Genomic DNA, 3,009 nt, shown 5'->3' with positions numbered 1-3,009 from the left:
AAACAGTACCTTGAAAACTAGATAAGAATTAGACATCAAACCAACGTTAGATTTAACGTAAGCATCATTATGATGCGTCTTTTCACATTGATTTTAGATAGTTAAGTGAATAAGGGCGCACGGTGGATGCCTTGGCACTAGGAGCCGATGAAGGACGGGACTAACACCGATATGCTTCGGGGAGCCGTAAGTAGGCTATGATCCGGAGATTTCCGAATGGGGAAACCCACTACCCGTAATGGGGTAGGATCCTTAACTGAATTCATAGGTTAAGGAAGGTAGACTCGGGGAACTGAAACATCTCAGTACCCGAAGGAAGAGAAAGCAAACGCGATTTCCTGAGTAGCGGCGAGCGAAACGGAAACAGCCCAAACCAGAGAGCTTGCTCTCTGGGGTTGTAGGACGCTCCATTGGAGTTACCAAGAAACAAGATAGATGAATGATCTGGAACGGTCAGCCGAAGAAGGTAACGGCCCTGTAGTCAAAATCTTGTTTCCTCCGGAGCGGATCCTGAGTACGGCGGAACACGAGGAATTCCGTCGGAATCCGGGAGGACCATCTCCCAAGGCTAAATACTCCCTAGTGACCGATAGTGAACCAGTACCGTGAGGGAAAGGTGAAAAGCACCCCGGGAGGGGAGTGAAATAGAACCTGAAACCGTGTGCCTACAAGTAGTTGGAGCCCGTTAATGGGTGACAGCGTACCTTTTGTAGAATGGACCGGCGAGTTACGATCCCATGCAAGGTTAAGATGAAAAATCGGAGCCGCAGCGAAAGCGAGTCTGAATAGGGCGAAATAGTATGTGGTCGTAGACCCGAAACCGTGTGATCTACCCATGTCCAGGGTGAAGGCCAGGTAACACTGGCTGGAGGCCCGAACCCACGCACGTTGAAAAGTGCGGGGATGAGGTGTGGGTAGCGGTGAAATGCCAATCGAACACGGAGATAGCTGGTTCTCTCCGAAATAGCTTTAGGGCTAGCCTCAAGGTAAGAGTCTTGGAGGTAGAGCACTGATTGGACTAGGGGCCCTCATCGGGTTACCGAATTCAGTCAAACTCCGAATGCCAACGACTCATCCTTGGGAGTCAGACTGCGAGTGATAAGGTCCGTAGTCGAGAGGGGAACAGCCCAGACCACCAGCTAAGGTCCCTAAGTTTATGTTAAGTGGAAAAGGATGTGGAGTTGCTCAGACAACCAGGATGTTGGCTTAGAAGCAGCCATCATTTAAAGAGTGCGTAATAGCTCACTGGTCGAGTGACTCTGCGCCGAAAATGTACCGGGGCTAAACATAACACCGAAGCTGTGGATTGTTCTTACGAACAATGGTAGGAGAGCGTTCTAAGTGCTGTGAAGTCAGACCGTAAGGACTGGTGGAGCGCTTAGAAGTGAGAATGCCGGTATGAGTAGCGAAAGAAGAGTGAGAATCTCTTCCACCGTAAGTCTAAGGTTTCCTGAGGAAGGCTCGTCCGCTCAGGGTTAGTCGGGACCTAAGCCGAGGCCGAAAGGCGTAGGCGATGGATAACAGGTTGATATTCCTGTACCACCTCCTTTCCGTTTGAACAACGGGGGGACGCAGTAGGATAGGGAATCCGCTCCACTGGATGTGAGCGGCCAAGCAGTGAGTGAGATGCATAGGCAAATCCGTGCATCAATCACAAGCTGTGATGGGGAGGGAACTATAGTACCGAAGTTCCTGATTTCACACTGCCAAGAAAAGCCTCTAGTGAGGAAAGAGGTGCCCGTACCGCAAACCGACACAGGTAGACGAGGAGAGTATCCTAAGGTGATCGGGAGAACTCTTGTTAAGGAACTCGGCAAAATGACCCCGTAACTTCGGGAGAAGGGGTGCTCCTTCATAGGAGGAGCCGCAGTGAAAAGGCCCAATCGACTGTTTAGCAAAAACACAGGTCTCTGCGAAACCGAAAGGTGAAGTATAGGGGCTGACACCTGCCCGGTGCTGGAAGGTTAAGGGGATGAGTTAGCATTAGCGAAGCTTTGAACCGAAGCCCCAGTAAACGGCGGCCGTAACTATAACGGTCCTAAGGTAGCGAAATTCCTTGTCGGGTAAGTTCCGACCCGCACGAAAGGTGCAACGAATTGGGCACTGTCTCAACAAGAGACCCGGTGAAATTATACTATGCGTGAAGATGCGCATTACCCGCGACAGGACGGAAAGACCCCGTGGAGCTTTACTGTAGCCTGATATTGAATGTTGGTACAGCTTGTACAGGATAGGTGGGAGCCGTCGATGCCGGAGCGCTAGCTTCGGTGGAGGCATCCGTGGGATACCACCCTGGCTGTATTGACATTCTAACCCAGGACCGTGATCCGGTCCGGAGACAGTGTCAGGTGGGCAGTTTGACTGGGGCGGTCGCCTCCCAAAGAGTAACGGAGGCGCCCAAAGGTTCCCTCAGAATGGTTGGAAATCATTCGCAGAGTGCAAAGGCACAAGGGAGCTTGACTGCGAGACCTACAAGTCGAGCAGGGACGAAAGTCGGGCTTAGTGATCCGGCGGTGCCGTATGGAAGGGCCGTCGCTCAACGGATAAAAGCTACCCCGGGGATAACAGGCTTATCTCCCCCAAGAGTCCACATCGACGGGGAGGTTTGGCACCTCGATGTCGGCTCATCGCATCCTGGGGCTGTAGTCGGTCCCAAGGGTTGGGCTGTTCGCCCATTAAAGCGGTACGCGAGCTGGGTTCAGAACGTCGTGAGACAGTTCGGTCCCTATCCGTCGTGGGCGTTGGAAATTTGAGAAGAGCTGTCCTTAGTACGAGAGGACCGGGATGGACGCACCGCTGGTGCACCAGTTGTTCCGCCAGGAGCATAGCTGGGTAGCTACGTGCGGAAGGGATAAGTGCTGAAAGCATCTAAGCATGAAGCCCACTTCGAGATGAGATTTCCCATCACTTCGAGTGAGTAAGATTCCTTGTAGACGACAAGGTTGATAGGTCGGAGGTGGAAGCGTGGTGACACGTGCAGCTGACCGATACTAATAAATCGAGGACTTA

General features: G+C 52.1%; 1 rRNA gene. It reads left to right on the top strand.

The annotated features are described in order from the left end of the window. Positions 1–99: 99 nt before the first annotated feature. Positions 100–3,009: ribosomal RNA gene (locus LQ226_RS20795) — 23S ribosomal RNA — on the top strand; the annotation flags it as partial.

Origin of the sequence: Pontibacillus sp. HN14 (assembly GCF_021129245.1) — a bacterium.
Classification (GTDB): domain Bacteria; phylum Bacillota; class Bacilli; order Bacillales; family BH030062; genus Pontibacillus.
Note: the sequence above shows the minus strand (reverse complement) of the source record. Positions and strands in the feature narration are given on the sequence as shown.